Here is a 22,077-nt window from a genome sequence, read left to right on the forward strand (position 1 = left end):
CCGTGCTGCAGCCGCTTGAGGGCCTGTCGGCCGTCGTCACCGGGGCGGGCCGCGGGCTCGGCCGGGCCGAGGCGCTCGAACTCGCCCGGCTCGGGGCGAGCGTCGTCGTCAACGACTTCGGACAGCCGGGCCGCGACGGCACCGGCGCGGCGTCCGCCGGGCCCGCGGAGGACGTCGCCGCGGAGATCCGCGAGGCGGGCGGCAAGGCCGTCGCCCACGGTGGGGACGTGGCCGACCACGCCCAGGCCCGCGCCCTGGTGGACCTGGCCGTCGAGACCTACGGCAAGCTCGACGTCCTCGTCAACAACGCGGGCATCCTGCGGGACCGGATGATCTTCTCGATGTCCGAGGACGAGTGGGACTCGGTCGTCCGCGTGCACCTCAAGGGCCACTTCAACACCGTCCGGTTCGCGTCCGCGCACTGGCGCGAGCGCTCCAAGGCGGCGGGCGGCCCCGTCTACGGCCGGATCGTGAACACCTCGTCGGAGGCGTTCCTCGCCGGGTCCGCAGGACAGCCCAACTACGCCGCCGCCAAGGGCGGGATCGTCGGCCTGACCACGTCCACGGCGCTCGCCCTCGCCAAGTACGGCGTGACCGCCAACGCCATCTGCCCCCGGGCGCGTACGCGGATGACGTCCGACGTGTTCGCGGGCTTCGCCGAGCCCGCCGCGGGCGAGCTCGATCCGCTGGCGCCCGAGCACGTGGCTCCGCTGGTCGGCTATCTCGCCTCGCCCGCGGCCGGGCGCGTCACCGGCCAACTCCTCGTCGTGCACGGGGGGCTCGTGGCCGTGATGGAGCGCCCCAGGGTCGCCGCCACGTTCCGCGCGGGCGCGGGGGCGTTCAGTGCTGCCGAGCTGGACGAGTCCCTGACCCCGTACTTCGCGGGCCGCCCGGAGGGGGAGACCTTCGCGGCGACGGAGGTGCTGGGGCTGAAGCGGGATTGATCCCCTAACCCGCCCCTTCCCGATCCGGGGGCTGTCGCCCCCGTGCCCCCGCTTTTTCGGCGCTCCGCGCCTCGTCCTCAAACGCCGGACGGGCTGAATACCCACGGCCCGAGCCGGAGATCTTTCAGCCCGTCCGGCGTTTGAGGACGAGCGCGCCAGCGCGATGAAGGGCGGGGTGCCAGGGGCGGCAGCCCATGGTTCGGGAAGGGGCGGGCCTGGGGCGCACCGCGAGGGCTAGGCCTCGGGGCCCTCGCGGCGGTGGCGGCCGCTCGGCGCGGCCTCCTCGTCATGCGCGGCCCCGGGCCCGCGATGGCGCCCGTGCCCCGCCTCCTCGCCGCCCTCGGCCTCCGCCGTCGTGTCGGTCGTCATGAAACTCACCCCGTAGTAAAGATCGTTCGTACCGGCGGGCGAGTCTAACCGCCCGCCGCGCGCCCCCCGAGGGGTGCCTGTTGCAGGGGCACGGGCCGGGCGGCCCGGGGGGCGCTGCCCCGCGCGGCCGGGGCTCCGGGCACCTCGACCCGGGCGACCCCGCACGGCACCGCCCCACCGGCGTACGGCAGGCGCAGCACGCCCTCGGGCGTCCAGTGGCCGACGCCGGGCAACCAGCCGTCGGGCGGCGCGAGTTGCTGGACCCTGCGGTCCGCGGGGCGCCAGGCGCAGAGCGCGGGGCGGGACGCGGGGTCGGCGGCGTCGAGGCGCAGGGCGACCGCGCAGGCCTCCGGGAGGAGGACCTGGCCGGGCTGGATCGCGAACGGCGTCGCCCCGTGCCCGGGAAGGCGCAGGCACTCGGGGAAGCGCACCGGATGCGTACTGCCCAACACGCCCCAGCCCAGGCGCGGTTCGCCCGGCGCGTCGGAGCGCAGGAGCAGCAGCCCGCTGGCGGCGTCGGCGAGCAGCAGCCGGTCGTCGCTGTCGGCCGCGATCTGGAGCAGCGGCGTCACCTCGCCGCCGCGCTCCAGGTCGACGGCCACCGTCTTGGTCAGCCCGTCGAGCTCCCGGTCGAGGGCCAGCATGCGGTTGGTGCCGTCGAGCCAGACGCCGCCGGTGCAGCGGCCGGGGACCTCGGCGAGGTGCTCGGGCCCGAACGAGCCGCCCGCCACCAGCCACACCGCCGTGGAGCGCTCGCCCGCCGCGAGGGCGTACGCGTACGTGCCGTCCGGGGCGGGCGGCAGCAGCGTCAGCTCCGCGCCCGCGCACTCCACACCGCCGAGCGCCACCTCGCCGGTGCCGGGCCCGGTGGGGTACAGGAGCGCGAAGACGTGCCGGCCCGCGGCCCGCCGGTGCACCAGGACGCGGCCGTCGGCCATCGGGTGCACCGCCGTGCCGGGCTCCTCGGGCTGGTGCCCCGGCAGCGGCACGGCGTACGGCTCGGGGGAGTCGAGCGTCCAGCGCTCGGGGTACCAGGAGCCGCCGGTGTGGGTGAGCCGGGCGGCGTAGGCGCCGTCGGCGGTGAGGACGGCGGCCGGGGCGGGTCCCCGCCGCGGGGCGGCGGGCGGTGAGGGCTCGGCCACAGGCGCTGTCATGGGGGTCACCTCCGCTCGCGACGCTAGTTTTCGCACGTTCTGGCGTGGCATCCGAGGCCGGTCGCTTCACGCGTACGTGTGGTGATGTCCTGAATCGCCTGAGAAGCCGGGGGTGAGTGTGCTGGGTGGGGGAGCGGATATGGTTAGGTAAACCTAAGTTGCGTACGGGTCCGCCCCCTCGGCCCCGTGCGCCCCGCACGTCCCCCTGGAGTACCGCATGTCCGTACGACGCCGTCGACCCGCCCGCGCCACCGCCGCCGCGGCCCTCGCCGTGGCCGGGGCGCTTGCCCTCGCGGCCTGCGGCTCCGGCGACGGCTCGGGCAAGAGCGACAACGGCGGCGGCAGCAAGGCCGTGGCCCAGGGCGGCGAGGACTTCGCCAAGGCCGCCGAGCGGACCGCGCGGATGGGCACCACGGCCAAGCCCGGCCAGTTCCCGCGCACCCTCACGCACGCCATGGGCAAGACCGAGCTGGAGCGGCGGCCGCAGCGGGTCGTGGTCCTCGACGTCGGCGAGCTCGACAACGTCGTGTCCCTCGGCGTCAAGCCCGTCGGCTACGCGCCCACCGAGGGCGACGACGGCGTCCCCGGCTATCTGAAGAAGCGGGCGGGCAGCCCCAAGGACGTCGGCACGATCAACTCCCTCAACCTGGAGGCGATCGCGAAGCTCAAGCCCGATCTGATCCTCGGCAGCGAGCTGCGCGCCGCCAAGCTCTACCCGCAGCTCTCCAAGATCGCCCCCACCGTGTTCTCCGTGCGCCCCGGCTTCACCTGGAAGGAGAACTACCTCCTGAACGCGGCCGCGCTCGACAAGTCCGCCGAGGCCAAGGCCCAGCTCGGCGCGTACGAGAAGAAGGCGAAGGCGCTCGGTGACGAGCTCGGCCCGAAGAAGCCGACCGTCACCATGCTGCGGTACCTGCCGGACCGCGTCCGCCTGTACGCGAAGGCGTCGTTCATCGGCACCATCCTCGACGACGTCGGCCTGCCCCGGCCCAAGAACCAGCAGGTCAACGACCTCGCCACGGAGATCAGCCCGGAGAGGATCGACGAGGCGGACGCCGACTGGATCTTCACCGGCGTCTACGGCGACCCGAAGAAGACCGGCCGCGCCGCCGCCGAGCGCAACCCGCTGTGGAAGAAGCTCGACGCCGTGCGGGAGGGCCGGGCGAAGAACGTCCCGGACGAGACCTGGTACCTGGGCCTCGGCGTGACCGCGGCCGACGCGGTCCTGGACGACCTCAAGGGCTACCTGGCCAAGTAGCGGGCACCCGGCGCCCGGGCGGCCGTCCCCCGGGCGCCGGTGCCTCCCGGGCGCCTGTGGCGAAGATCACTGGGGCCGGGGAGCGGGGGTCACCGGCGGCGATCGGCCAGGTCGGCGAGAGCGGCGCCGGTTCAGGCGCGCAGGACCTACAGGTAGCCTTTCGTACGTGCCCCGTCTGTCTGAAGTCATCGCCGCGCTCGACGCCCTGTGGCCCGCGGAGCGGGCCGAGCAGTGGGACGCGGTCGGCACGGTCTGCGGTGACCCGGACCAGGAGGTCTCCCGGGTCCTGTTCGCCGTCGACCCCGTCCAGGACATCGCCGACGAGGCGGTCCGGCTCGGCGCCGACCTGCTCGTCACCCACCACCCGCTCTATCTGCGCGGTACGACGACGGTGGCCGCCTCGACGTTCAAGGGCCGGGTCGTCCACGACCTGATCAAGAACGACGTCGCGCTGCACGTCGCCCACACCAACGCCGACACCGCGGACCCCGGCGTCTCCGACGCCCTCGCGGGCGCCCTCGGCCTGCGCGTCCTGCGCCCCCTGGTGCCGGACCCGGCCGACGAGCACGGGCGGCGCGGGCTCGGCCGGATCTGTGAGCCGGAACACCCACTGACCCTCGCCGAGTTCGCCGAGCAGGCGGCGCGGCGGCTGCCCGCCACCGCGCAGGGCGTCCGCGTCGCGGGCGACCCCGAGCAGCTCATCCGTACCGTCGCGGTCAGCGGCGGCTCCGGCGACAGCCTCTTCGGCGCCGTGCGCGCCGCGGGAGTCGACGCCTTCCTCACCGCCGACCTGCGCCACCACCCGGTGTCGGAGGCCCGCGCCGAGGCACCGCTCGCGCTGCTCGACGCCGCGCACTGGGCCACCGAGTGGCCCTGGTGCGAGCTGGCGGCCGCCCAGCTCGACCAGATCTCCGACCGGCACGGATGGGGCCTTCGCGTCCACGTCTCGAAGACGGTCACCGACCCCTGGACCGCCCACGCGGCGTCGTCCCCCGCAGGGAGCGCCCTCGGCGCCCCTTCTGATTCCTTTGGAGCCCCCAACTGAACGCCGCGCCCGCCGACCAGATCCGTCTCCTCGACGTCCAGGACCTGGACGTCCGCCTCGCGCAGCTCGCGCACAAGCGCAAGTCGCTGCCCGAGCACGCCGAGATCGAGTCGCTGACGAAGGACTTCACGCAGCTGCGCGACCTGCTCGTGGCCGCGCAGACCGAGGAGAGCGACTGCGCCCGCGAGCAGACCAAGGCCGAGCAGGACGTGGACCAGGTGCGCCAGCGCGCCGTCCGCGACCAGCAGCGCCTGGACTCCGGCGCGGTCACCTCGCCCAAGGACCTGGAGAACCTCCAGAAGGAGATCGCCTCCCTCGCCAAGCGCCAGGGCGACCTGGAGGACGTCGTCCTGGAGGTCATGGAGCGCCGCGAGTCCGCGCAGGAGCGCGTCGCCGAGCTGACCGAGCGGGTCTCCTCCGTGCAGGCCAAGCTCGACGACGCGACGGGCCGCAGGGACGTCGCGCAGGCCGAGCTCGACCGCGAGACCGCCGCGGTCACCAAGGACCGCGAGGTCGTGGCCGGGGCCGTGCCCGCCGACCTGCTCGCGCTCTACGACCGGCTGCGCGTGAAGCAGGGCGGCATCGGCGCGGCCAAGCTCCACCAGCGGCGCTGCGAGGGCTGCCGCCTGGAGCTGGACATCACCGAGGTGAACGAGATCAAGGCGGCCGCGCCCGACAAGGTCGTGCGCTGCGAGAACTGCAGCCGCATCCTGGTGCGCACCTCCGAGTCCGGTCTGTAAGGGGCGCGCGTGGCACAGGAGTTCATCGTCGAGGCCGACGGCGGCTCCCGGGGCAACCCGGGGCCCGCGGGCTACGGCGCGGTCGTCATCGACGCCGTCACCGGCGAGACGCTGGCCGAGACCGCCGAGTACGTCGGCGTCGCCACGAACAACGTGGCCGAGTACAAGGGCCTGGTCGCGGGCCTGAAGGCGGCCCGCGAGCTGGACCCCGACGCGACGGTCCGCGTCCGCATGGACTCCAAGCTGGTCGTCGAGCAGATGTCGGGCCGCTGGAAGATCAAGCACCCCGACATGAAGCCCCTGGCCGCCGAGGCGGCCGCGGTCCTGCCCCGTGCGCAGGTCACCTACCAGTGGATCCCGCGCGAGAAGAACAAGCACGCGGACCGCCTGGCGAACGAGGCGATGGACGCGGGCAAGCGCGGCGAGCACTGGTCGCCCTCGGCGTCCACCGCGGACCTGCGCGCCGCGTCCCGCGCCGCCGCGGAGCCCGCGGGCCCGCCCGGCGACGCGGCCGCGGGCGCGGCCAAGGCCCGGGCGGCGCTCGCCGGAGCGACGGGCAAGGCCGCCGACGGGGCGGTCGTGGTCGCGGACGCCGTGGCCGCCGACGTACGCGCGGCGCACTCGGTGGCGGCGGACACCTCCGCCTCCTCCGGCACCTCCGCCTCCTCCGGCACCGGTGCGGACACCGCGACCCCGCCCGTCGGCTGGGCCGCGCCCGCCGACCTCGGCGCCCCCGCGACCTTCGTACTGCTGCGGCACGGCGAGACCCCGCTGACGCCCGAGAAGCGCTTCTCCGGCAGCGGCGGGAGCGACCCCTCGCTGTCCGATGCGGGCCGGGAGCAGGCCGTCCGGGTCGCCGCCGCGCTCGCCGCGCGCGGCACCGTGCAGGCCGTCGTCTCCTCGCCGCTGCTGCGCTGCCAGGAGACCGCCCGCACGGTCGCCGCCCGGCTCGGCCTCGACGTCGAGCTGGAACCGGGGCTGCGCGAGACGGACTTCGGCGCCTGGGAGGGCCTCACCTTCGCCGAGGCGCGCGAGCGCTACCCCGACGAGCTGACGGCCTGGCTCGCCTCGCCGAACGTCGCGCCGCCGGGCGGCGAGTCCTTCGCCGAGGTCACGAGCCGGGTCTCGGCGGCCCGCGACAAACTCCAGGCCGCGTACGCGGGCCGCACCGTGCTGCTCGTCACGCACGTCACGCCCATCAAGACGCTCGTCCGGCTCGCGCTCGGCGCGCCGCCCGAGTCGCTGTTCCGCATGGAGCTGTCGGCGGCGTCGCTGTCGGCCGTGGCGTACTACGCGGACGGCAACGCCAGCGTGCGCCTCCTCAATGACACGGGGCACCTGCGCTAGGCCCCCGAAGGGGCGCGGGGCTGTGTCCATGTGCGGCTCCGCCGCGTGGGCGCGACCAGCCACGATGGATCCGCAGTCGATCGACGACCGATCGTGGCAATTCCAGCGAGGCGCCTAGCGCAGGCCCGCCGCCTCGCGGGCCAGGGACTCGACCAGCGCCCAGTCCCCGGCCGCGACGGCCTCCGCGGGGAGCATCCAGCTGCCACCCACGCAGCCAACGTTCGCCAACCGCAGGTACGACCGCGCGGAGGCCGCGGAGACGCCGCCCGTCGGGCAGAAGCGGGCCTGCGGGAGCGGGCCCGCGAGCGACTTCAGATAGGCGGTGCCCCCGGCCGCCTCGGCGGGGAAGAACTTCATCTCGCGCACGCCGCGTTCGAGCAGCGCCACGACCTCCGAGGTCGTCGAGACGCCCGGCAGGAACGGGACGCCCGCCCCCTTCATCGCCTCCAGGAGCGCGTCCGTCCACCCCGGGCTGACCAGGAACCGGGCGCCCGCGTCCACCGAGGCCTTCACCTGGTCCGCCGAGAGGACCGTGCCCGCGCCCACCACCGCGTCCGGGACCTCGGCGGCGATCGCCCGGATCGCGTCCAGGGCCACCGGCGTGCGCAGCGTGACCTCGATGGCGGGCAGGCCCCCCGCGACGAGCGCCCGCGCGAGCGGCACGGCGGCGTCGACGGTGTCCACCACCACTACGGGGATGACGGGGGCGAGGTCCAGCACGGAGGCCTGGGCGGCGGGGGTGTCCATGGGGGCATCGTGCCTCGCCGCCACCACCCTCCGCAAAGCCCGTTGCACTCCCTGCAACAGCGCGGCGGTGGCCTCAGTGGATGTCCCGCACCACCACGTCCAGGGACCACGCCGCGGTCGGCTTCGCGGGCGGCTGCGCCTCCACCGCGTAGCCGAGGTCCCGGAGCGCCTCCACCAGCTCCGCGGGGGAGGCGGGCGCGGCCCCGGCGGTCAGGAGCGAGCGCACCACGCGGCCCTTCGTGGCCTTGTTGAAGTGGGAGACGACGGAGCGCCGCTCCACTCCGTCCACCACGCGCGCGTGCAGCACCCGTACCGTCGCGGTCCGCCCCGCGACCTCGCCCTTCGGCTTCCACGCCGCCGCGTACGCCGCGGAGCGCAGGTCCAGGACAAGACCGTCCCCCGCGGCCTCGGGGAGCACGGCCGCCATCGGGGTGCGCCAGTGCGCGGCGAGCGCGCCGAGGCCCGGCAGCTTCACGCCCATCGAGCAGCGGTAGGAGGGGATGCGGTCGGCGACGGAGACCGCGCCCCACAGGCCGGAGAAGACGAGCAGGGAGCGCGCGGCCCGCCGCTTCGCCGCGGCGTCGAGCGTGGCCAGGTCGAGCGCGTCGTACAGGACGCCGGTGTAGATCTCACCGGCGGGCCGGGCCCCCGCGGTGCGCAGCTCGGCGTTCTTGGCGACCTCGCCGCGCAGCCCCTCGCTGAGGCCGAGGACCTCGCGCGCCTTCTCCTCGTCGGCGGCGCACAGCTCCACGAGCTCGTCCAGGACAGCGGCCCGGGCCTCGGCCAGCCCCGGAAGCGACAGGGACTCCGGCTTGAGCGGCGCCCCGCGCCCGGAGGCGGCCTTACCCTCGGACGGCGGCAGCAGGACGAGCAAGGTCTTCTCCTTTGGGGGATACGGGGCCGGGGCTCGGCCCCCGCGACAGCGTACGGGGTGGCGCGCTGAGCGGTGGCTCCCCAGGGGCGCGGGACTGTGCCGATATGCGGCTCCGCCGCGTGGGCGCGACCAGCCACGACGGGGCCCGCAGGTGACGACACGCGGATGCCCCCCGAGAGGACCGGGCCTACGCTCGGGGTATGCCCCGGCGCAAGCTCCGCGTGACCGGCGCAGCCGAGGCCCCGCTGCGGGCGGCGCTGCGGAACCTGCGCACGCGGCTGGACGTACCCGAGGAATTCCCGGCGCGGGCCACCGCCGAGGCGGAGCGCGCCGCCGCGGCCCCGCGGCTGCCCGACGAGGACGCGACGGACGTCCCCTTCTTCACGATCGACCCGCCGACCTCGGTCGACCTGGACCAGGCCATGCACCTGTCGCGGCGGCCGCGCGGCGGCTACCGCGTGCGGTACGCCATCGCCGACGTGGCCGCGTACGTCACCCCGAAGGGCCCGCTCGACACCGAGGCCCACCGGCGCGTCACCACCCTCTACTTCCCCGACGAGAAGGTGCCGCTGCACCCGACCGCCCTCAGCGAGGGCGCGGCCAGCCTGCTGCCGGACCAGACCTGCCCGGCGCTGGTGTGGACGCTCGACCTGGACGCGGACGGCCGGACCGAGTCCGCCCACGTGCGCCGCGCCCTGGTCCGCAGCCGCGCCAAGCTCGACTACGACGGCGTGCAGCGGAGCATCGACGCGGGCACCGCGGAGGAGCCGCTCGCGCTGCTCGCGGACATCGGCCGACTCCGCGAGCGCCTTGAGGTCGAGCGCGGCGGCATCTCCCTCAACGTCCCCGAGCAGGAGGTCGTCGAGGGCCCGGGCGGCGACACGTACGCCCTCGCCTACCGCGCGCCCCTGCCCGCAGACGGCTGGAACGCCCAGATCTCCCTGCTCACGGGCATGGCCGCCGCGCAACTCATGATCGACTACGGTACGGGCGTCCTGCGGACGCTGCCGACGGCCCCGGACGGCGCGGTCGGCCGTCTGCGCAGAACCGCGCGGGCCCTGGACATCGACTGGCCGCACCACGTCCCGTACGCCGCGCTCGTCCGCTCCCTCGACCCGCGCCTGCCCCGCCACGCCGCGTTCCTCCAGGAGTGCACGACGCTGCTGCGCGGCGCCGGGTACACCGCGTTCAGCGGCGGCGAGGTCCCCGAGCTGACGACGCACGCCGCGGTGGCCGCGCCGTACGCGCACTGCACGGCGCCGCTGCGCCGCCTCGTCGACCGGTACGCGGCCGAGCTGTGCCTGGCCGCGTGCGCGGACGCCGCGCCCCCGGAGTGGGTGCTCGCGGCCCTGCCCGGCCTGCCCAAGGAGATGGCCGAGGGCACGCGGCGCGGCAACGCCGTGGAGCGCGCGAGCGTCGACATCGTCGAGGCGGCCCTGCTCAAGGACCGCGTGGGCGAGCTCTTCGACGCGGTGGTCGTGGACGTGAAGGAGGCGGAACCGGCCGTGGGCACCGTCCAGTTGACCGACCCCGTCGTCGTCGCCCGCGTCGAGTCGGCCGCGGCCCGGCTGCCCCTGGGCGAACGCCTGCGCGTCCGCCTGGCGCGGGCGGACCCCGCCGAGGCGAAGGTCCTGTTCACTCCCGCGTGACGAGGCCGTGCGGCTCCGGCGGGACCGGCGCCGGGCGGTCCGCCACCGCCGCCCGCCGCTCCTGGGCGCCGCGGAGCGCGTCGACGAGTCCCTTCGGGTCGTCGGCGTGCAGCCGCACCACCCGGGCGTACGCCGTCCGCCCCAGCGGGCGGACGAACGCGACGGGTTCGGCGAGCTCCACGGTCACCGTCGTCTGGTTGCCGACGGAGACGTCGACCGTGCCGTCGGCGCCGAAGCGGAGCGCGCGCCCCTCGGGATAGCGCCGGTCCACGCGGACGCCGCGGACGAGCGGCGCCGGGATCCGCAGGTCCAGGAGCTGGCCGTAGCGCACCCGCAGCGAGCCGTCCGCGCCCGCCACGTGGGGCCGCGTCACGCACGCGGCGTGCAGGGCGATGATCTGCAGCACGGTGTACGCGTCGACGAACAGCAGCGCGGCGTGCACGAGCGGCCACGGCACGACGACGGCCAGCACGACCGTCTCGACCACCGCGAGGAAGGCGAAGGCGAAGAGCGTCGGGGTCTGCGGGCCGGTGTACGCCGCCGCCCGGTCGCCGGGGCCGACCCCGTGGCGCCGCCGCGCCGCCCACGGGCCGAGGCCGCGCAGCCCCCGCAGCTCGTGCGCGAGCAGCCGCCGCGCCACCCGTACCGGCGCGGTCACGGTGACCATCGCGGGGTCCCGGTGAGCAGCTTGAGCATGTGCCGTACGGCCGCCGCCTGGGCGGGCGCGAAGTCGTCGAGGAACGCGTCCCCGAAGGCGGTGCCGAGGCGGGCCCGGCCGCCGGGCGCCTCGCGGTCCTCGCCTCCGCCCGCGAGGGCCGCGAGGATGCCGTCGGGCACGAGCCCGGCGAGGTCCTCGCCTAGCGGCACGACCCGGGGGTCGTCGGCGGGCGCGTCGGCCAGGTCGTCCAGGCGCGCGTACACCTGCCGCATTCGGGCGCTGAGCCCGGCGTCGTCGGCGACCTCGCGCAGCGTCGCGTAGAGCCGCTCGCGCAGGCCCGGCTCGGCGATGGCGTCGAACAGGGCGAGGTGTTCGAGGTCCTTCGCCGCGCTCGCCGAGTCGGCGGGCCACAGCCGCGCGAACAGGTCGGCGAGCCCCGGCGAGACGGGACCGTCGCCGGGCAGCAGCCCCTGCCTGGACAGCTGGAGCAGCTCGGCGAGCCGGGTGCGCCGCTCCCGGACGGCCGCCTCCTGCCGGGCCAGGTCCTCGTCGAGCTCGGCGAGGACCTCGGTCAGCTCGCGCCCGGCGTCGTCCGCGAGCACGTCCCGCACCTCGTCGAGGCCGAGGCCGAGTTCGGTGAGGCGTCTGATCCGCGCGAGCGCGATGGCCTCGCGCAGGCCGTACGAGCGGTAGCCGTTGGGTCGGCGCACCGGCTCGGGAAGGAGTCCGAGGTGGTGGTAGTGCCTGATGGCGCGCGTCGTCAGGCCGACGGCCGCCGCGATCTCTCCGATCCGCATGCCCTCAGTAGAAACGTTGACGCCGCGGCAAGGTCAAGCCTCCGCCCTGCCTCCGCCTTGACGGCTAACAGCGTTAGCCATACGGTGTGGCTAACGCTGTTAGCCACACTCGGAGGAGACCTCATGTCCACCGTCGCCACCCCCGCACCAAAGGCCCAGGGCCGCACGGCCGCGCGCGTCGGCTGGTTCGCCGCCGCCGTCTTCTGGACCGCCTTCGCCGTCCTGGAGGGCGTGCACCACGGCTGGCCCGCGGGCACCGCCGCGCTCCTCTTCGCCCTCGCCCCCGACCTGGCCCTCTTCGTCGGCCTGAGCGAGGCCCCGCGCATGGCCCGAGGCCAGCTCCCGCCGCGCGCCGTGCCGTACTACAACGCGGCCCACCGCGCCCTGGTCCCCCTCGCCCTCATGGCCCTCTACACCGTCGCGCCCCTCACCTGGCCCCCCGCGTTCGCGGCCCTGTGCGCCTGGCTCGCCCACATCTCGTACGATCGCGCCTTCGGCTATGGACTGCGTACGAAGGAAGGGTTCCAGCGTGGCTGACCGAGGAAGGGCTCCGGCGTGGCCGACCAGCGACTGACCGCCCGCGCCCGCGAGATCGTCACGGCGGCCCGCGCCCTCGTGGAGGAGGCGGGCCCCGAGGCCCTGACCATGCGCTCCCTCGCCGACCGGCTCGGCATCAAGGCGCCCTCGCTGTACAAGCACTTCCCCGACAAGGCCGCGGTCGAGGTCGAGCTGATCGCCCAGCAGCTCGCCGAGTCCGCCGCGGCCTGCGAGGCCGCCGTGGACCGCGCGCCCGGCTCCCTCGCCGCCCTCGCCGAGGCCTACCGCGCCCACGCCCTGGCCCACCCCCACCTCTACCGCCTGGCCACCGAGCGCCCCCTGCCCCGCCACGCCCTGCCGCCCGGCCTGGAGGAGCGGGCGGCCGCCCCGCTCCTGCGCGTGTGCGACGGCGACGTGGAACGGGCCCGCGCCGTATGGGCCTTCGCCCACGGCATGGTCATCCTGGAGATCCACGGCCGCTTTCCCGAGGGGGTCGACCTAGGGGAGGCGTGGAAGAGGGGAGTGGCGGCGTTCGAGGGGGCCGCCCCCTAAGGGCGCGGGGAACTGCGCGACCAGCCACGACGGATCCGCAGTGACGCGACGACCGGGCAAGGCACGTCCAGCACGGAGGCACGGGGGCAACGGGGATGACGGGCAGGGAAGGGGCACGTGGGGGCGCGGCGAACGCGGGGGGTGGTGAACGCGGGGGCGGCGGCGAACGCGCGATCTGGACCCGAGCCCCCCTAGGGGGCGGAGTCACCCTGGACCTACTGACCGCCCGCTTCGACCGGCACCGCTACGCCCCCCACGCCCACGAGGAGTACACCGTGGGCGTCTGCGTGGCGGGCAGCGAAATCATCGACTACCGCGGCGGCCGCCTGGACATCGGCCCCGGCGCCGTGGTCGTCCTCGCCCCCGGCGAGCCCCACACCGGCCGCCCCGCCCTGGGCGAGGGCTATGCGTACCGCGCGATGTACCCCGCCCCGCACCTGCTGGCCGACGCGGCCAGCGACCTGCCGCACTTCAGGGAGGCGGTCGTGGACGACAGCCAGCTGGCGGCGGCCCTGTACGCGGCGCACACCGAGCTGAGCGGGGGCGGGGGCGCCGACCCCCTCACCGCCCTGGCCGCCGAGTCCCGGGTCGCCTGGCTGCTCAGCACGCTGGCCCGGCGCCACGGCAGCGCGCGCCCCGCCCCCGACGCGGTCCCGGGCGCGGCCGCCCTGGCCCTCGCGGTCCGCGACCGGCTGGCGGACGACCTCAGCACCCCGCCCACGCTCGCCGAGCTGGCGGCCGAAACCGGTCTGTCCCGCTACCAGCTGCTGCGCGCCTTCCGTACGACGATGGGGATGCCGCCGTACGCCTGGCTGGCGCAGCACCGCGTCGCCCGGGCCCGCGCGCTCCTGGAGGCGGGGCGCCGACCGGCCGAGGTCGCGACCGTGGTGGGCTTCGCCGACCAGGCCCATCTGACGCGCTGGTTCAGGAGGGTGCTCGGGGTGACGCCGGCGGCGTACCGGAGGAGCGTGCGCGGGGTGGCCGTGCCCTGAGCCCGGCGCCCGCCTCCGGGGCCTGCGCCCGGGGCCCGCGCCCGGGGCCCGGGCCTGCAACACCGTTCAAGACACCGCCCACCCGCCCTCCGCACACTGCGGACATGACGGCACGAGGCTGGTTTCTCTTCTCGCTCATGGGTGTCCTGTGGGGCATCCCGTACCTCATGATCAAAGTGGCGGTCGACAGTGAACTGACACCGTCCATGGTGGTGTTCACGCGCTGCGCGCTCGGCGCCGCGCTGCTGCTGCCCTTCGCGATACGCCAGGGCGGACTCCCCGGCGTACTGAAGACCCACTGGCGCCCGATGCTGGCCTTCGCCGCCGTGGAGATCCTCGGCCCCTGGTGGACCCTGACCGACGCCGAACGGCAGCTGTCCAGCTCCACGGCGGGCCTGCTCATCGCCGCGGTGCCGATCATCGGCGCCGCCCTTGCCCGCTTCTTCGGCGCCGCCGAACGCCTCGGCGGCCGCCGTCTGACCGGCCTCGGCCTGGGCTTCGCGGGGGTCGCGGTCCTCACCGTCCCGCACCTGACGGGCGGCGACGCCTGGTCGCTCACCGAGGTCCTGATCACGGCACTCGGCTACGCCACGGCCCCGCTGATCGTGGCCCGCCACCTCCGGCAGGTGCCCACGCTCCAGCTGATCGCCCCGTGCCTGACGCTCGCGGCCCTGGTGTACGCCCCCGCGGCGGCGGCGACCTGGCCGAGCGAGGTCCCGGACGCCACGACGCTCGCGGCCCTGGCGGGCCTCGGCGTCATCTGCACGGCCCTGGCCTTCGTGGTCTTCCTGGAACTCATCCACGAGGCGGGCCCGACCCGGGCCGTCGTCTTCACGTACATCAACCCGGCGGTGGCGGCGATCGCGGGCGTCGTCTTCCTCTCCGAGCGCCTCACCCCTGCCTTCTGGGCCGCCTTCACCCTGATCCTGGCGGGCTCGTTCCTGGCCACGGCGGCCTCGGCACCGCGGGGCCGGTCACGGCGGGTACCATGGTCGACACGGCAGACGAGCCGGGCGGACGGCCGCGTGGAGGTCCTTGCGGACCTCTCCGAGGAACGTCCGGGCTCCACAGGGCAAGGTGGTGGCTAACGGCCACCCGGGGTGACCCGCGGGACAGTGCCACAGAAAACAGACCGCCGGGGACCTCGGTCCTCGGTAAGGGTGAAACGGTGGTGTAAGAGACCACCAGCGCCTGAGGTGACTCAGGCGGCTAGGTAAACCCCACCTGGAGCAAGGTCAAGAGGGGCGCTGTAAAAGGCGCCCTGCGCGGACGACCGAGGGCTGCCCGCCCGAGTCCGCGGGTAGACCGCACGAGGCCGGCGGCAACGCCGGTCCTAGATGGATGGCCGTCTCCCCGGCCGCCGCGAGGCGCCCGGGCGACAGAACCCGGCGTACAGCCCGACTCGTCTGCCTCCCCACCTCCATCGCCCGGCCGTGGCGTGCGGCCGAGGAGCGCGTATTCGCTAGGCGTTGAGGTGGCGCGTGAGTGCCTTCAGGGTTTCCCAGGCGGAGGGGTCGCTGCCGTCGCCCAGGGGATAGTGCAGGGCGGGGCCCAGGGATACGGGGGCGGCGTCGATCGGTGGGCGGCGGGCGTGGGCGAGGCCGACCTTCCGTACGGCGTCGGGGCCGAGGGTGAAGGCGAGGGGGATCGGTGGGGTCTCCCAGCGTGGCGGGACGGTCAGGTCGCGGCGGGCGGCGCGCAGGCTCGTGAGCATGGAGGCGAGGCCGTGCTCGGCGGCCAGGGCTTCGGCGAGGGGTGCGATGGCGTCGAGGGCGGGCGGCTCGTCCGGGCCGAAGCCGACCGCGAGGGTGATGTCCTCCTCGACCCCGGCGGGCGTACGGGAGACGCGGACCGTGGCAAGGGCGGGACGGGAAGGGTTTCCGACGGCGATGAGCCAGGTGGGCCGGGGCGCGCGGCGGCGGGCCAGGTCGGTGACCTGGCGACGTGACCAGGGCAGGTTGACGGGTTCTGCCGTGCTCCAGCCCGCGGGCGGGGCGCCGGTGAGGTGCCGGAAGGCGGTTTCCAGCGCACCTGCGAGTACGAGACCGTCCTCCGCCGGGTGCCGCGCGCGGATGGAGAGGAGCAGCTGGCGCTCGCCTGAGTCGGTGTCGGGTGCGAAGGCTGCTGCTGGGCGCGCTGTGCCGTCTTCCTCGCGTACGGGAGTGAACTGGCCGTCCTGCCAGTGCAGTACGGCACCCGAGAGGCCGTCGTAGTAGCCGCTGTCCGGGTGCTGGACGACCCATCGGTTCGGGTGGCCCTGGAGAGCCGTGCGGGTGGCAGGGGAGAGGCGGGCGTGGGGCGGCGTGACGATCTGCAGGGCGCGGTCGGCGGCGGTCGCGATGCGCAGGGCGTCGGACATCCAGCTGGTCATGGCGACGATGGGGCGGTCTTGGATGACGACGGCTGCTTTGTCGGTCAGTACGTCGAGGGCGGGCGGGGGCGCCTGATCCGGGGCCGGGAGGTCGGCGGGGAGTTCGACGACCTCGGTGTGGGCGGTTCGCGGAGGCCACACGCTGCCGCCGAGCACGGCCGTCACCCGCCCGGCGAAGGACCCGGCGAGCCGCCCGGCTTCGTCCCAGGCGGTGGCGGCGCGGGCCTCCGTCCACCAGAAGGGGCCGTCGGGTGCGGGCACGTCATCACCGAGCAACCGCTCGGCCTCGCCGGGCACTTGAACGAGGAGCGGCGTCTCGACCGACACCAACGGCAGCCCGCTCGGCGCACACAGCTGTACGACGGCTCCGTCCGCCAGCGTCCCGACCCTGACGTCGGGCCCACCCGCGAACAGCCCGGCGAGCACGGTCTTGGGGTCGGGCATGGACGGGGTGAGGGCGATGACGTCCCTGGTCACGGTTGTTCGATCTCCGTCAGGTGCGCTCGGATGGAATGCTCGCCGGGCCAGGCGCGCTGGAGCAGGTACTTGGGCTGGTATGCCAACTCGACATCTACGGGGATCGCTCCACCGTGAACCGGGCGACAGAGACCAGCGGCCTCAGGGCCGCAGTTCACTCATCAAGACTTGGCGAGACGCGGAGCACCACTTCCGCGTTAGCGATCATCCTGGCAATCTCGATGGGGGGATTCCTGAATTCTTCCATGACGACGTCATACGGTTCTACCCGATGCGTTTCACCATCGAGTCCCAAGGCCTGGATGTAGTAGCGGTATCCGGCTGGTGAACCGGGATCGTCGACACGGGTCCAGGCGGCTCCACGTCGACGAACGAGGACGTCGCCGAGGAACGAAGTGAGGTCACTGTGCAGTGTGATCCAGTCCGACTGTTCGAACTGGTCAAGAGGCAGGCGTGAAACGTAGTTCTGGAGCCCGGGCAGCAGTTCCAGTGGATCCGCCTCAAACCGATCGCGCGCAATACCCAACATGTCTGCAAGGTGACCGACGTTCTGATGTGCCCCCTCGGCCCATTCCTGGGTTTCCGCGTCGACCTCTTCCGGCGTTCCGTCCTGCATCATGCTTAGCCTTTCAATCGCCTTGCGGCAAGTCTACTGCTTGGGAGTGGGGCCGTACTCAAGGAATATGATCCTGGCCTTCTTCAGGTAATCCCTGAGTTCGGCCGAGGGGCCAGCATGGGTGAACGACCAGCGTGGATCATACTTTGGATCGATCCGCCTCAAGGCTATGTCCTTGTGGATCTGTTCCTTTATGTGTTTGCTGAGCGGGACTTCGCCCTTGACTGCCTTCTTGGTGCCGTCATGCAACGTAATCGTGCGGTATTCGCGGTACGTCTTCACTTCGACCGCGAGCGTACGGCCGTCAGGCATGTCGACCGGCACGTCGACCTTCCGCCCGCCCGATGCCGTAACTGGATACACAGGGTCTGCATTCGTGGGAACCGGGTAGTGGCGTTCCGGGGCCCCGCCGAACATCTGCCGGTGGAACTCTTCACCGCGTTCCCAACGAGTACGCGGATGGCGCGTTTTGCGAACGTCGTCCAGTGTGAGCGGGCCATCCGCGGGAAGCAACTCTGGCCTGGTCGGGCCGGGGTGATTCCCGGCATCGGCATCGTGGGCGGCACTGGACGCTTCCGCGTCCTCGCCTCGGACAGGCTCGGCTCCGTCATTCGCTCCATGCGTGTCCGGCACGTCGTCACCGGCTCGCCCTCCACTGCCCGAGCCCCGCGGATCCGGCGCATGGCTCGGCTCGCCCGCGCCGGGATGCTGGGCGTCGGTCCCGCTGGGTCGGGAGGGGCTCCCCGATGAGTTGTTGGCGGAGTGATGATCGCCACCGTCTCTGCCGGGTGCCGGTTCAGGGCCACGAGCAGCAGCACTACCGCCGCCTCCAGTCGCGGTGTCGTGACTGGCCTGGGGTGGCAAGTGCCCGCCTGCACTCCCATGACCGGCCCGCGGTGACAGGCCATCGACCGCACCACCGTGGGAAGACTGTGCGCCGGAGCCGACCAGGGCGGGTTCTGGTTGAGGCGTGGGAGCGTTCTCCGGCTGGGTCCGCTGGTGGGCGGGGGATTCCTGGTGGGGTGTTTCAGTGATCGGTTTGCCGTCCGCGTTGACCCGGACCCACTTGCCGTCCTTGATGACGACTTTGGAGCCGTCGTCGAGGGGGATCTCGCTGTACACGCCACCGCGGTCGGGCGTGAGGCCGAGGCCGGTGCGGAGGCGGCTGGTGACCTCGGAGAGCTTCGGCAGGGAGCGGATGGCCTTCCCGGTGGCTCGTGCTCCCAGGACGACGGGGTCGATGGCGTTGCCGACCTTGGCCAGGGCACCGGCGCCCTTGGCCGCGATGCTGCCGCCCTTGGCCGCGGCGGATGCCGCTCCCATCGGTGCCGCGCCCAGCGTGAGCATGTTGAAGGTGGCCGTGCCCGCGGCCCGTGCGGGATTCTCGTCCCACTGGTCCCAGGCGACGACGGCCTTCGCGAAGTCCCTGGCGGCCTGCTTCTGCCGTTTCTCCCCGGCGCTCTCCTCGTCGGGGCCGAACGCTTGGTCCATGGCCCAGTCGTAGGGCTTCGCCGTGTACTGGCCTATGCCGCCTAGGACGTCTCCGAGCTTGCTCCACGCCTCGCTCGTGTCGCCCTCGCCGATACCGGCCAGTGTGCCGAGGCCCTTCAGACCGGCCCATGCGCCGTCGATTATCAGGCCGTCCCAGATGTAGGACTTGGCGCCGTGCACGAACCAGTCCACGCTGCCGGGCTCGTAGGTGCGGCTCTCCGGAGTCCCCCAGGGCAGTTCCTTGGCCTTGTTCAGGGTGTCGAGGTCATATCCGTACATGACCTCCTTCTTGTTCGCCTTGTGACTGCCGTCATCCACGACGAACTTCGGGCCGCCCACGATCGCGGAAATCTTGGAAGCCGCGTTCCGCTCCGCTTCCTCGAAGGCGTTCTTCGCGGCGGCAACGTCACGCATCAGCTGCTGATGCTCATCGACCTTGTCCTGGTCCTCGGTCCAGTCGTCGTCACCCTCAACACTGGCCACAAAAGCCACGGCGCGCGCCCGCAGCCGGTCCAGCCGCTTGGCGAAGGGCCGGGCCTCGGAGACGAAGGTCTCCAGGGCATCGGCGACCTTCTCCAGATTCCCCGCGAAGGAATCGGCCCTGTCCATCACCGGCTGGGTGGTGGCGAACAGGTCATCGGCTTCCGGTGCCTTGTAGTAGGCGCCCAGCATCTGGAAGCGGGAGTGCACCGAGGCCCCGCCGTTGCGAATGCCCACGGCATTGCTCCGCAGCGCCGATATGTCCTTTTCCAGTTGTTCGAAGCTGCCTGTGAACTGCGGTATGTCCGTCGGGTCGATCACTTGTGGCCGTCCTGCTTGCCACCTACGCCCGGCAGGTCGACGACGGGTGCGGCCAGGGACCGGAACTGGGCGATCGTCGCCATGTGCAGGTCACCAATGACGTAGAAGGTGGTGGCCTCGTGCGCCCCGTTCACCGACTTCGCGGCCCGGGCGCCGAGAAACAGCACGTCGTGCGCGGTCTCCTGCGCGAACAGCGTGAGCGCCGCGCCGATCGGCCCCGTCGCGTCCGAGCCGCAGGACGCCTCGCCCAGCGTGCCCGCGGAGGCCGCCGCGCTCTTCAGATTCTCTCCGTACGCCTTGACGTCCTTGGCCACGTCGTCCATCGCCAGCCCCACCAGCGACGTCACCGACGACACCCCCGACGGCGAGATGTCCCACCCCGTCACGACAACCCCCTGTGAATCCCCGTTGTGCACCTACATGCGCGAGCTATGGCCTGTCGCGCTCAGCCGATGTTGTTCACCGCCGCCCGCGCGCGCGACAGCGTCGTCTGGGCCGTGCCGTCGTTCTCCTCCAGCGTGGAGCGTACGAGGCGGATGATCTCGCGTACCTCGTTGGCCGCCTTGTTCCAGCGGACTTCCTTGCCGTGGTACTCGTCCGAGACGCCGTCGGCCTGGTAGTCGGCCATCGCCGCCTTCACCGCGCGGTCACGGTCGCCGAGGACCCGCTCCAGCTGCCCGATGATGACGTGCAAACCGCCCTGCACATCCGCCGACGCACCCGTGTCGTACGAACGCCGGTCCTGGTTTCCCGCCATGACAAACCCCTTGAGCAGTACTGAAATGGGACACACTCAGCCGGAGAAGCGGGCCGCCTGGAAATTCGCCGCGCCCATGTTCCGCCGCGCGTTGTCCGACTGCTCCTGCGTGCCCGTCGCGAACGCCTCGTCCATGCCTGCCTGGCCGCCCAGGATCGACTGGAGCGAACCGTTCAGCGCCGCCGTGATCTCGTCCGCCCGCAGCTTGAAGGAGTCGAACGTCGCCTTGCCCGCGCCGTTGAACTTCCCCTCCAGCGGCTCCGCCGCCGACACCAATGCCCGGATCAACGCACCCAAGTCATCACTCGACCCCGACGTCTGCTTCCCCAGCGTCGACAGCGTCGTCTCACCCATGTCGAACTTCATGAATCCCCCTCCTGCTCCGCGACAGACCGCTCTATCGGAGCAGGCGTATCTCGTCACGCCCGGCTCACGCCCCTCCACGCGCGCATCGCGCACCGTATCGAACATGCTCTCTCGTGGGCCGTTGCAGGCGCAATGCGGGATGAGACAGGTGGCTCGAATCACCCGCTGAGTGACCCGCCGGACGGCACAAGTCCGTAGCCCTCATGTGCGGCTGTCTCCGTGGCCCCTGGATGACCTCGCTCACCCGACGGCTATCTGGCGCTCCATCAGGTGCGGTGGCATGGTGAACTCAGCTGTGAAAACGGGGAGTTGACCAGTAGGTCAGGGGGGGCGAGCCGAGCGCGGAGCTTCCGTTGGCGCCCCGTGCGTACGGTGACCCTCCGCGCATTCAGGAACTGGCAGACAGCGCGCTCGACGCGGCCACTGCGGGCTCCCCGCCGATCGACGTGCTCGACTCCTGAGCCCTTCCTCTCCCGATCCGCACGAGCACGGCCACCGCCGCCGAGCGCTCGAAGGCTGGTGCGGAGTTTGCGGTGTACACGGACAGGCTTGCTTAGGGGCCAACCTCGCCCGTGTCTCGCCGGGCGGTGTCGTAGGCACCCGTTGCCGGCTCGCCGCCGTGCTGTTCCGGGACGGCCGCTGGGGGTCCACCGGCGTACTCCGCACAAGTTGAGGCTCCCCCCGGCCAGGTCCCGCTGTTGTGGTCCAGACCTTCACGCGTTGGTGACGCGGAGGTGTGGCTTCCGTCACGGCGGGTGACATTACTCTCTGCTTAAGTGATCTTCACCGAACGGACGCAAGGGCGTCACGCTCACAAGGCGTGGCGGCCTCGCTGTGTCCAGGATCACTGCCTTGAGGGGGACTTCTCAGCTCATGTCCACTGCCACGATCAGCCGACGCGCCCTGACCCGCACCTCTGCGGTACTCATCGGCACTCTGACGGCGACCACGCTGTTCACCGCCGCCGCCACCGCTGACACCGCCGACGACTCCGTCCCGGTCGCGGACGCCGCCGGGGTCGTCGACGACGCGTCCACGGTCAGCCTTGAGGAGGAGGGACTGTTCGAGCTGCAGGCCCCCGACGACGGCGAGGTCCACACGCAGAACTTCAGCAGCAGCGTCAACGGCTGGGTGCCGGGCAGCAAGGAGTCCCGTCACTGGGCGGACAACGACTACACCGAGATCAAGTTCACCGGGTGCACGATGACCGAGGCCACCGGGCGTTCCCTCGACGTGCAGCTGCACCAGGCCATCCCGTTCGGTCTGGACAAGAGCATCGGATCGAAGCGGTTCTCGAACTGCTTCAAGGGGTCGAGCAAGACGTCCCGGGGCGAGTGGGACGCGCACTACTCGAACGGCGACAACCGCTACTTCACCATCCCGAAGCACAATGGGTCCGAGTACCAGCACACCCACGTGTCGGTGAAGAAGGTGTACGTCGACGTCTCGAAGGCCGACTAGTCACGGCTGGCTCGATGTGACGCAGAGCCGGGAAGCACCCGTGTGCTTCCCGGCTCCTCCCCATTTCTTCACAG

The 22,077-nt window shown here is 72.9% G+C and carries 22 protein-coding genes, 1 other RNA gene and 1 pseudogene; 12 read left to right on the forward strand and 12 right to left on the reverse strand.

Translation table 11 applies throughout. The features are described from left to right. Positions 1-2: 2 nt before the first annotated feature. Positions 3-944 carry a 3-oxoacyl-ACP reductase gene (locus ACIG3E_RS10555; protein WP_399613832.1) on the forward strand — a complete coding sequence of 314 codons (942 nt, stop codon included), beginning with the start codon at positions 3-5 and terminating at the stop codon, positions 942-944. 234 nt (positions 945-1,178) lie between these two features. On the opposite strand, the gene ACIG3E_RS10560 is transcribed toward ACIG3E_RS10555, so the two are convergent. Both ACIG3E_RS10560 and ACIG3E_RS10565 read right to left on the reverse strand, forming a co-directional pair. Then, entirely contained in the window at positions 1,179-1,313 is a 135-nt protein-coding gene (locus tag ACIG3E_RS10560) for a hypothetical protein (RefSeq protein WP_399613835.1), read from the reverse strand. Between the two features lie 44 nt (positions 1,314-1,357). Next, positions 1,358-2,467, reverse strand: coding sequence for a hypothetical protein (locus ACIG3E_RS10565; RefSeq protein ID WP_399613837.1), 1,110 nt, complete (start codon positions 2,465-2,467; stop codon positions 1,358-1,360). 217 nt (positions 2,468-2,684) lie between these two features. Here ACIG3E_RS10565 and ACIG3E_RS10570 point away from each other — a divergent pair, with 217 nt between their 5' ends. From ACIG3E_RS10570 to ACIG3E_RS10585, 4 genes are all read left to right on the forward strand, one after another. Beyond that, a complete protein-coding gene (locus tag ACIG3E_RS10570) occupies positions 2,685-3,725 on the forward strand; it encodes an ABC transporter substrate-binding protein (RefSeq protein ID WP_399613840.1) in 1,041 nt (346 codons plus the stop codon). Positions 3,726-3,891: 166 nt separating this feature from the next. Next, a complete protein-coding gene (locus tag ACIG3E_RS10575; protein WP_399613842.1) occupies positions 3,892-4,770 on the forward strand; it encodes a Nif3-like dinuclear metal center hexameric protein in 879 nt (292 codons plus the stop codon). Further along, positions 4,767-5,510 (forward strand): zinc ribbon domain-containing protein, encoded by a 744-nt coding sequence (locus ACIG3E_RS10580; protein ID WP_399614807.1) that lies wholly within the window; start codon positions 4,767-4,769, stop codon positions 5,508-5,510. Before ACIG3E_RS10575 ends, ACIG3E_RS10580 begins: the two co-directional genes overlap by 4 nt. A 9-nt stretch (positions 5,511-5,519) precedes the next feature. Then, on the forward strand, positions 5,520-6,857 hold the full coding sequence (locus ACIG3E_RS10585) for a bifunctional RNase H/acid phosphatase (RefSeq protein WP_399613845.1): 1,338 nt from the start codon (positions 5,520-5,522) through the stop codon (positions 6,855-6,857). A 114-nt stretch (positions 6,858-6,971) separates the two neighbouring features. Here the strand turns inward: ACIG3E_RS10585 and eda are convergent, their stop codons facing one another. Both eda and yaaA read right to left on the reverse strand, forming a co-directional pair. After that, on the reverse strand, positions 6,972-7,604 hold the full coding sequence (eda, locus tag ACIG3E_RS10590; RefSeq protein ID WP_399613848.1) for a bifunctional 4-hydroxy-2-oxoglutarate aldolase/2-dehydro-3-deoxy-phosphogluconate aldolase: 633 nt from the start codon (positions 7,602-7,604) through the stop codon (positions 6,972-6,974). A 73-nt stretch (positions 7,605-7,677) separates the two neighbouring features. Then, a complete protein-coding gene (gene yaaA / locus ACIG3E_RS10595; RefSeq protein WP_399613850.1) occupies positions 7,678-8,478 on the reverse strand; it encodes a peroxide stress protein YaaA in 801 nt (266 codons plus the stop codon). A 200-nt stretch (positions 8,479-8,678) separates the two neighbouring features. Between yaaA and ACIG3E_RS10600 the strand changes: the two genes are divergently transcribed. Continuing rightward, complete coding sequence (locus ACIG3E_RS10600; RefSeq protein WP_399613852.1) at positions 8,679-10,127, forward strand: RNB domain-containing ribonuclease; 1,449 nt, start codon at positions 8,679-8,681, stop codon at positions 10,125-10,127. On the opposite strand, the gene ACIG3E_RS10605 is transcribed toward ACIG3E_RS10600, so the two are convergent. After that, positions 10,114-10,794: a hypothetical protein gene (locus tag ACIG3E_RS10605; protein ID WP_399613854.1), complete on the reverse strand. Its 681-nt coding sequence runs from the start codon at positions 10,792-10,794 to the stop codon at positions 10,114-10,116. The two genes, ACIG3E_RS10600 and ACIG3E_RS10605, sit on opposite strands and share 14 nt — an antisense overlap. Continuing rightward, positions 10,782-11,582, reverse strand: a complete 801-nt coding sequence (locus ACIG3E_RS10610) for a MerR family transcriptional regulator (RefSeq protein WP_399613857.1) — start codon at positions 11,580-11,582, stop codon at positions 10,782-10,784. The genes ACIG3E_RS10605 and ACIG3E_RS10610 overlap by 13 nt, the downstream gene beginning before the upstream one ends. Positions 11,583-11,705: 123 nt before the next feature. Here ACIG3E_RS10610 and ACIG3E_RS10615 point away from each other — a divergent pair, with 123 nt between their 5' ends. The 5 genes and pseudogenes from ACIG3E_RS10615 (at position 11,706) to rnpB (ending at position 15,072) form a co-directional block, all read left to right on the forward strand. Further along, positions 11,706-12,119 carry a DUF4260 family protein gene (locus tag ACIG3E_RS10615; protein WP_399613860.1) on the forward strand — a complete coding sequence of 138 codons (414 nt, stop codon included), beginning with the start codon at positions 11,706-11,708 and terminating at the stop codon, positions 12,117-12,119. Between the two features lie 33 nt (positions 12,120-12,152). Next, positions 12,153-12,671 (forward strand): TetR/AcrR family transcriptional regulator, encoded by a 519-nt coding sequence (locus ACIG3E_RS10620; protein ID WP_399614810.1) that lies wholly within the window; start codon positions 12,153-12,155, stop codon positions 12,669-12,671. A gap of 95 nt (positions 12,672-12,766) precedes the next feature. Continuing rightward, positions 12,767-13,663, forward strand: a complete 897-nt coding sequence (locus ACIG3E_RS10625; protein WP_399613863.1) for an AraC family ligand binding domain-containing protein — start codon at positions 12,767-12,769, stop codon at positions 13,661-13,663. A gap of 104 nt (positions 13,664-13,767) precedes the next feature. Then, positions 13,768-14,550 (forward strand): annotated as a pseudogene (locus ACIG3E_RS10630) (DMT family transporter); the annotation flags it as partial. Positions 14,551-14,668: 118 nt separating this feature from the next. Then, an RNA gene (gene rnpB, locus ACIG3E_RS10635) (RNase P RNA component class A) lies at positions 14,669-15,072 on the forward strand. A 53-nt stretch (positions 15,073-15,125) separates the two neighbouring features. Here rnpB and ACIG3E_RS10640 read toward each other — a convergent pair. From ACIG3E_RS10640 to ACIG3E_RS10665, 6 genes are all read right to left on the reverse strand, one after another. Further along, positions 15,126-16,511, reverse strand: a complete 1,386-nt coding sequence (locus ACIG3E_RS10640; protein ID WP_399613865.1) for a DUF6177 family protein — start codon at positions 16,509-16,511, stop codon at positions 15,126-15,128. 154 nt (positions 16,512-16,665) lie between these two features. Next, complete coding sequence (locus tag ACIG3E_RS10645; protein ID WP_399613868.1) at positions 16,666-17,130, reverse strand: hypothetical protein; 465 nt, start codon at positions 17,128-17,130, stop codon at positions 16,666-16,668. Between the two features lie 30 nt (positions 17,131-17,160). Continuing rightward, positions 17,161-19,419, reverse strand: a complete 2,259-nt coding sequence (locus ACIG3E_RS10650; RefSeq protein WP_399613869.1) for a hypothetical protein — start codon at positions 19,417-19,419, stop codon at positions 17,161-17,163. Then, complete coding sequence (locus ACIG3E_RS10655) at positions 19,416-19,805, reverse strand: DUF6507 family protein (RefSeq protein WP_399613871.1); 390 nt, start codon at positions 19,803-19,805, stop codon at positions 19,416-19,418. The genes ACIG3E_RS10650 and ACIG3E_RS10655 overlap by 4 nt, the downstream gene beginning before the upstream one ends. 59 nt (positions 19,806-19,864) lie before the next feature. Continuing rightward, on the reverse strand, positions 19,865-20,176 hold the full coding sequence (locus tag ACIG3E_RS10660) for a pore-forming ESAT-6 family protein (RefSeq protein WP_399609712.1): 312 nt from the start codon (positions 20,174-20,176) through the stop codon (positions 19,865-19,867). Positions 20,177-20,212: 36 nt separating this feature from the next. Then, positions 20,213-20,542: a hypothetical protein gene (locus ACIG3E_RS10665; protein WP_399613873.1), complete on the reverse strand. Its 330-nt coding sequence runs from the start codon at positions 20,540-20,542 to the stop codon at positions 20,213-20,215. Positions 20,543-21,415: 873 nt separating this feature from the next. Here ACIG3E_RS10665 and ACIG3E_RS10670 point away from each other — a divergent pair. Then, entirely contained in the window at positions 21,416-22,003 is a 588-nt protein-coding gene (locus ACIG3E_RS10670) for a hypothetical protein (RefSeq protein WP_399613876.1), read from the forward strand. Positions 22,004-22,077 lie beyond the last annotated feature (74 nt).

The sequence above is a fragment of the Streptomyces sp. NPDC053474 genome (genome assembly GCF_044544845.1).
Lineage (GTDB): Bacteria > Actinomycetota > Actinomycetes > Streptomycetales > Streptomycetaceae > Streptomyces.